General features: G+C 51.7%; 1 protein-coding gene. It reads left to right on the forward strand.

Features of this window, described 5'->3' with window-relative positions; translation table 11 throughout:
• On the forward strand, positions 1–236 hold a 236-nt coding region (locus SB765_RS33715; protein WP_410933048.1), incomplete at both ends, for a hypothetical protein.

The following is a 236-nucleotide window of genomic DNA, read 5'->3' on the forward strand; positions in this document are numbered from 1 at the left end:
GGCAAACATGAGTCAAAAATTTTCGTCACGCCAGACTTCGCTCCGCTGCTGATGAATATTCGGGTGCAGAACGGCAAAGCAGAAGCCACGGATGCCCGACCACTACATGACGACAAGGGCAATATTAACGGATTGCCGCTACAGGATGGTGTCATCGGCTCAACCAATGAAGTCGCGTTAAGCGACACACTGAAAGTGCTGAAGGGCGATAACCGTGGTCTGGATACGGAAGGCAT

It is taken from the genome of Pseudomonas sp. SIMBA_067, from assembly GCF_046534675.1.
In the GTDB taxonomy this organism is placed as follows: domain Bacteria; phylum Pseudomonadota; class Gammaproteobacteria; order Pseudomonadales; family Pseudomonadaceae; genus Aquipseudomonas; species Aquipseudomonas putida.